This is a genomic window from Nocardiopsis coralli (assembly GCF_014892575.1).
Taxonomy (GTDB): Bacteria; Actinomycetota; Actinomycetes; order Streptosporangiales; family Streptosporangiaceae; genus Nocardiopsis; species Nocardiopsis coralli.
In genome coordinates, this window is sequence record NZ_JADBGI010000039.1 from 25,984 (window position 1) to 32,156 (window position 6,173).

6 protein-coding genes and 1 riboswitch are annotated in these 6,173 nt (G+C 72.1%); of the genes, 1 reads left to right on the top strand and 5 read right to left on the bottom strand.

What is annotated here, in order from left to right:
- Nucleotides 1-27: 27 nt before the first annotated feature.
- From IDM40_RS26840 to thrC, 5 genes are all read right to left on the bottom strand, one after another.
- Entirely contained in the window at nt 28-1,242 is a 1,215-nt protein-coding gene (locus IDM40_RS26840) for an alkaline phosphatase family protein (RefSeq protein WP_193124874.1), read from the bottom strand.
- An 82-nt stretch (nt 1,243-1,324) separates the two neighbouring features.
- The gene (locus IDM40_RS26845; protein ID WP_193124875.1) at nt 1,325-1,936 is read right to left on the bottom strand and encodes a class I SAM-dependent methyltransferase; all 612 of its coding nucleotides are present in this window, start codon (nt 1,934-1,936) and stop codon (nt 1,325-1,327) included.
- Nucleotides 1,937-1,954: 18 nt separating this feature from the next.
- A complete protein-coding gene (locus IDM40_RS26850) occupies nt 1,955-2,542 on the bottom strand; it encodes a PadR family transcriptional regulator (protein WP_193124876.1) in 588 nt (195 codons plus the stop codon).
- A 140-nt stretch (nt 2,543-2,682) separates the two neighbouring features.
- The gene (locus IDM40_RS26855) at nt 2,683-2,961 is read right to left on the bottom strand and encodes a ubiquitin-like small modifier protein 1 (protein WP_193124877.1); all 279 of its coding nucleotides are present in this window, start codon (nt 2,959-2,961) and stop codon (nt 2,683-2,685) included.
- Between the two features lie 56 nt (nt 2,962-3,017).
- Nucleotides 3,018-4,277, bottom strand: a complete 1,260-nt coding sequence (thrC, locus tag IDM40_RS26860; protein ID WP_193124878.1) for a threonine synthase — start codon at nt 4,275-4,277, stop codon at nt 3,018-3,020.
- A gap of 13 nt (nt 4,278-4,290) precedes the next feature.
- Nucleotides 4,291-4,432, bottom strand: a riboswitch (SAM riboswitch).
- Between the two features lie 265 nt (nt 4,433-4,697).
- On the opposite strand from thrC, the gene IDM40_RS26865 reads away from it, so the two are divergent.
- A complete protein-coding gene (locus tag IDM40_RS26865) occupies nt 4,698-6,134 on the top strand; it encodes an alpha,alpha-trehalose-phosphate synthase (UDP-forming) (protein ID WP_193124879.1) in 1,437 nt (478 codons plus the stop codon).
- Nucleotides 6,135-6,173 lie beyond the last annotated feature (39 nt).

Sequence of the window (6,173 nt, forward strand, 5' to 3'; positions counted from 1 at the left end):
CCGCAGGGCCCGGCCCGACGCCCGTAGTCACTCGGGACGCAGCAGCAACAGGGGCACCAGCTGTTCGTCGGCGGTCCAGGACCCGTGGTGGCCGATCATCGCGCTCTGCCGCGGTTCCGCATCCATCCGCACGAGGGTCCAGTCGCCCCGGGCCGCAGCGATCACATCTCCCAGCCGACCGCGGTTACGATCAGAAACCGCCCCGTACCAGCCCTCCGCGATCGCCCGCTCGCGCTCGACGACGTGCGCCCGCTCCCCCAGCACTTCACGCCAGGTGGCGAGCACCTCCGGAACCGCGCCCGGCTCGGTGTGCACGTGGCGGACCCGGGCCTCACCGGACAGGCGATTCACCCCACGCAGCAGGTCGGGGCTGCGGTCCAGGTCGATGCGGTGCTCGCCGGTGTGGATCATCCCGTGGTCGGCGACCACCGCCAGCACCGTGTCCGCGGGCAGGTCCGAGGCGAGGTCGGTGACCAGCGCCTCCACCCGCACGAGCTCCTCGATCCAGCGCTCGGAACCGGGACCGTGATCGTGCCCGGCGCGGTCGAGCTCCCCGTGGTAGCCGTAGACCAGCGCCCGCCCGGGCCCGCGCAGCGCCTCCAGCATCCCGGGCACCAGTTCGTCGGGGGCGTCCGCGGCCACGAACCTCCCGGGCCCGCGCAACAACGCCCGGGTCAGACCGGAACCGTGGTGGAACCCGGGCACCACCCGCGACACCTCGATCCCGTCCGCGGCGGCACGTTCGAAGACCGTCGCGTTGGGCTGGACCGACTCCGGCGGGGCCTCCCCGCGCAGGTCCACCGACCCGTCGGGCGTGTGCGCACACCAGCTCAGCGCGTCCAGCGCCGGCCCCGGTGAGGCGTCCCCGAAACCGTCGGCGGTGAAGCTCAGCCCCACGATTCCGCTCTCACCCGCGGGCAGCCCGGTTCCCAGCGCGGCCAGGCTCGTCGCGGTCGTCGCGGGGAACCCGGACCGGAGCTCAGAGCCCCGCCGCGCGAGCTCGGCCAGCGTCGGCGCGAGGTGGGCGTGCCGGGCCAGCAGCCGTGTTCCGAGCCCGTCGACCAGGAGGAACGCCGCCGCCCGCACGTGCCCCGCGCCGAGGAGGTCGTCGTATCCGGGAACCCCCAGCGCCGCAGCGAGCGAGGGGGTGACGGCGGAGAGGGTGTCACCCCGGTAGGAGGGGATGTCGGTCTCGAGCCGGGTGGTCGGCTCGGCGTTGTCGTGCGGTCGGGGGGTGTCCACTGTGGTCTCCGTCCGTGTCGGGTGCTCGGCCGGATGGTAGCCCGGCCCGGGGGTCCCCACCCAGGCTTCCCCGGGCGGGCGCTCACGGACGGCGCGCCGAGAGCACGGCGGCGGTGCCGGCGGTGCGCCCCGGGGGCTCCCAGGTCCATCCCCGGACCCGGTCGAACCCGGCGCCTTCGAGGGCGCGCATCAACCCGGAAACCCCGCCCGTCAGCCACTTCTGGTGGGCCGAGATCAGCAGGCGGCCGCCGGGGCGCAGCGCCCTGTGCAATTCGACCAGCCCGGCGTGCACGTCGGGCCAGATCTGGACGTTGTTGACGCTGAGCACGACGTCGATCGAACCGTCGCCGGCACCGGTGTCCTCGGCCGTGCCGGGCTCGACGCCCACCCTGCCCCGGCGCACGAGGTCCGCGCAGCGGTGACGGGCGGAACGGCGCATGACCGGCGAGGGGTCGACACCGACCACACGCGCCGAACGCAGACCCGCCTCACGGAGCCCGACCCCGGGGCCGAACCCCACCACGAGCACCGCCTCGGACTCGTCCGGGTCTGCGAGGTCGACGAGGTGGCGTTCGGTGGCCGCGTTGCCCCGGGCCATGGACCACCCTCCCAGCCGGCCCAGCACCCCTCGGGGTTTCCCGAAGCCGGCTTCGAGGAGGCGCCGGCCCAGGCCCCCGGGGTTCTCTGCAGTCATGCTTGCGCCCCCTCGTCCTCAGGCGTGCACCGGCGGCAGGCCGAAGGCGTGCGGGCTGTCGTCGGCCATGGTGAAACGGCCCTGTTGCAGGTCGCTCAGCAGGTCACGGCTCCACAGCAGATCGGCCTCGACGTGGCGGGTCCAGAGGGAGAAGAGCGCCCGCACGTGCTCGGGTTTGTTCCACGCCTCCGTGCTGTCCTCGGTCGCCACCGACACGGAGCCCGCCTCCTCCAACCGGGCGACCCGTTCGCGCAGGGCCTCCACGGCCTCCGCCCGGGGCAGGGTGGTCATCAGCGTGATGCCCGCGCCGAGCAGCGCACCGCTGTCGCCGATGGTGGTGAGGGCCTTGTGGAGCAGGCGGCCGATCTCGGCCTCGCCCTCCTCCGTGACGGCGTAGGAGGTGCGTTCCCCCTCGTCGCCGGGCGCCTCGAACTCGCGGAGCTTCCCCTCGCTGGTGAGCTTGCGCAGTGCGTGGTAGATCGAGCCCCACTTGACGTTGGCCCAGTCCTCCACGCCCCAGGACAGGAGCTCGCGGCCCACCCGGTACCCGTGCGCGTGTCCCTCCATGCGCACCACGCCCAGCACCAACAACCGTGTCGCCGACATCGTTTCCCCTCGTACCGCTGCCCTGGCCTCCAGCCTACGGACGCGGCGCGGGGCGGCCGGCCCGGGCGGGCCCGGACGCACGGAGGCCCCGGGCGCAGGGGGTACGCCCGGGGCCTCCGTCGGAGGGTCGTGGGGAAGGCTCAGCAACCGCCGGCGACGGCCGGGATGATCGAGACCTGGGAGCCCTCGGAGATCTCGGTGTCGAGGCCCTTCTCGAAACGCACGTCCTCGTCGCCGACGTAGACGTTGATGAAGCGGCGCACCTTGCCCTTGTCGTCGATGATGCGGGCGCGGATCCCCGGGTGGTTGGCCTCGAGGTCGTCGATCAGCTCCTGGAGGGTGTTGCCCTCGGCCGACACCTCGCGGGCGTCGTCGGTGTAGCTGCGCAGGATGGTGGGCACGCGGACGGTGGCGCTCATGGCTGTGGTCCTGTTCTGCTTCTCAGGTGTGGGTGGGTGCGAAGAGGCGCCGGGGCTCAGGCGAGGCCCGCGGCGGTGAAGGCCTCGACGGAGGGCTTCACGGTGGCGGTCACACCGGCGTCGACGGCGTTGAGCGTCTTGAGCCCGTCACCGGTGTTGAGCACGACCGTCTCGGCGTCGGGGTCCAGGCGCCCCTCCTTCACGAGCTTGGTCAGCACACCGGTGGTCACGCCGCCGGCGGTCTCGGCGAAGATGCCCTCGGTACGGGCGAGCAGGTTGATGCCTGCACGGACCGCGTCGTCGTCCACGTGCTCGACCGAGCCGCCGGTGCGCTGGGCGACGTCGAGCACGTAGGGGCCGTCGGCCGGGTTGCCGATCGCCAGCGACTTGGCGATGGTGTCGGGCTTGACCGGCTGGATCACGTCGTGGCCGGCCTCCCACGCCTGGGCGACCGGGGAGCAGCCGGTGGCCTGGGCACCGAAGATCTTGTACGGGCGGTCCTCGACGAGGCCGACCTCGATGAGCTCCTTGAAGCCCTTGTCGATCTTGGTGAGCTGGGAGCCCGACGCGATCGGGATGACGATCTGCTCGGGCAGGCGCCAGCCCAGCTGCTCGGCGATCTCGTAGGCCAGCGTCTTGGAACCCTCGGCGTAGTACGGCCGCAGGTTCACGTTGACGAAGCCCCAGCCCTCGCCGGCGGGGTCGCCGATGAGCTCGGAGCAGAAGCGGTTCACGTCGTCGTAGTTGCCGTCGATCGCGACGACCTTGCCGCCGTAGACCGCGGCCATGACGATCTTGGCCTCCTCCAGGCCGGCGGGCACGAACACACAGGAGTCGAACCCGGCGCGCGAGGCGGCCGCACCGACGGCACCGGCGAGGTTGCCGGTGGAGGAGCAGGAGAGTGTCGTGAACCCGAACGTGCGGGCGGCCTCCACGGCCATCGCAACCACACGGTCCTTGAAGGAGTGCGTGGGGTTGCCGGAGTCGTCCTTGACGTGGAGGGAGCGCAGGCCCAGCTCGGCGCCGAGGCGGTCGGCGCGCACGAGCGGGGTGAGGCCGGGGTTCATGTTCGGCAGCTCGGCCACGTTGTCGGGCACGGGCAGCAGCGAACGGTAGCGCCAGATGTTGTTGGGGCCGCTCTCGATGTCGGCCCGCGTGACGCCCGAGAAGTCGTAGGCGATCTCCAGGGGGCCGAAACAGAACTCACAGGCGAAGCGGGGGGTGAGGTCGTAGCGCTCGCCGCATTCGCGGCACGAGAGCGCGGTTCCCGGACCGAAGGCGCGGGCGGAGGTCTTTTCTGCGGCGGCAATCGCCATGGCGAGGCGTCTCCCCTCATCTTCCCTGGATGGCCGATCTGACCCCAGGCCGGAGTTGGCACCTGCCTCAGCCGCCTCGCAGGTCGCGAGTGTCGCATGCTGAGATGGTTGCCGGGGCTTCGCAGGGCCGGTCCCTCCACCCCTCTGGATGAGCAATATGAAGTTTTGCGCCGGTCCCTTGGGAACCGCACCGTCACTGTAACGGACACATCGACAGGTTTTCCATGCCTGGTGATGTGGATTACACGACCTTGCTCACATGGTGAGACGCGCCAGGTGGTTCCCGGGCGTGTGCACGTGCTCTGTTGCGGCCCGGTGACGTGCCCGCGGGCCACGTTTGGGGTGACGGGAGTCAGGCGAGACATACGGGGTACCGCGCGTCTCCCCCGCGAGACTCCACGCCTTCGAGAGGAACGACCCGTGGACAAGGCACAGACCCTCATCGCCGCCAACCGGGGCCCGGTCTCCTTCCGGACGGCGGAGGACGGTTCCCTGGAACACCGCAGGGGCGGCGGGGGCCTCGTCTCGGGCATGATGTCGGTCGCCGCGGAGGTCGACAGCATCTGGGTGTGCGCGGCGCTGTCCGGCGCCGACCGCCGGGCCGCCGCAGAGGCACCGGGTTCCCGGCTGGACCGCACCCACGACCTCGGCGGGATGCGGGTACACATGCTGGACATCCCCGAGGAGACCTTCGCCGGCGCCTACACCGGGGTCGCGAACTCGACGCTGTGGTTCCTGCAGCACCTGCTCTACGACACCCCGAACAAGCCGGCGTTCGGGTCGCAGTTCCGGCGGCTGTGGGAGGACTACGCCGCCTACAACAACGCGTTCGCCGAGGCCCTGGTCTCCGGGGCGGCCGAGGGCGCACGTGTGGCGGTGCAGGACTACCACCTGGCCCTGGTGCCGCGGATCCTGCGCGCCCGCCGCCCCGACCTGCGCATCGCCCACTTCTCGCACACCCCGTGGGCGCCGCCGGAGTACCTGCGGATGCTGCCCGACCGGGTGGCGCGCGAGCTGCTCGAGGGCATGCTCGGCGCGGACCGGCTCGGGTTCCACAGCCCGCGGTGGGCCGACGCGTTCCTGCGGTGCTGCGAGGAGATCCTGAGCGCCGACGTCGACCGCACGCGCCGCACCGTCGAGCACGGCGGCCGCGTCGTCGGCGTGGGTGTGCACGCGCTGGGCGCCGACGAGGAGGACCTGCGGCGCAGCGCCGCCGAGCCCGCGGTGGCCGAACGGCGCGAGACCCTGTCGGAGCTGGTCGGCGACACCAAGCTGATCGTGCGGGTGGACCGCACGGAACTGTCCAAGAACATCGTGCGGGGGCTGGAGTCCTACCGGGAGCTGCTCACCCTGCACCCCGAGTGGCGCGGGCGCGTCACCCACCTGGCCTTCGCCTACCCCAGCCGCGGCGACGTGGCCGAGTACCGCGAGTACACCGAGACGGTGCGACGGGTGGCCGAGGAGATCAACGAGGAGTTCGCGACCCCCGAGTGGACCCCGCTCGTGCTGGAGGTCAACGACGACTACCCGCGCTCGCTCGCCTCGTTCCAGCTCGCGGACGTGCTGCTGGTCAACCCGATCCGCGACGGCATGAACCTCGTCGCCAAGGAGGGGCCGCTGCTGTCGGAGCGCGATTCGGTGCTGGTGCTCTCGCGCGAGGCCGGGGCCGCCGACGAGCTCGGTGAGGACGCGCTGCTGGTGAACCCGTTCGACACCGTGGAGACCGCCGAGGCCCTGGACCGGGCGCTGTCGATGCCGGCGGAGGAGCGGCGCGGGCGCCGGAAGCGGCTCGCCGAGGCGGCGGTGGCGCTGCCGCCCCGGCGGTGGTTCCAGGAGCAGATCCGGTCGCTGGGCTGAGCGGGGACGCTTCTATGTCAAGCGGCGGGCCCGTAAACC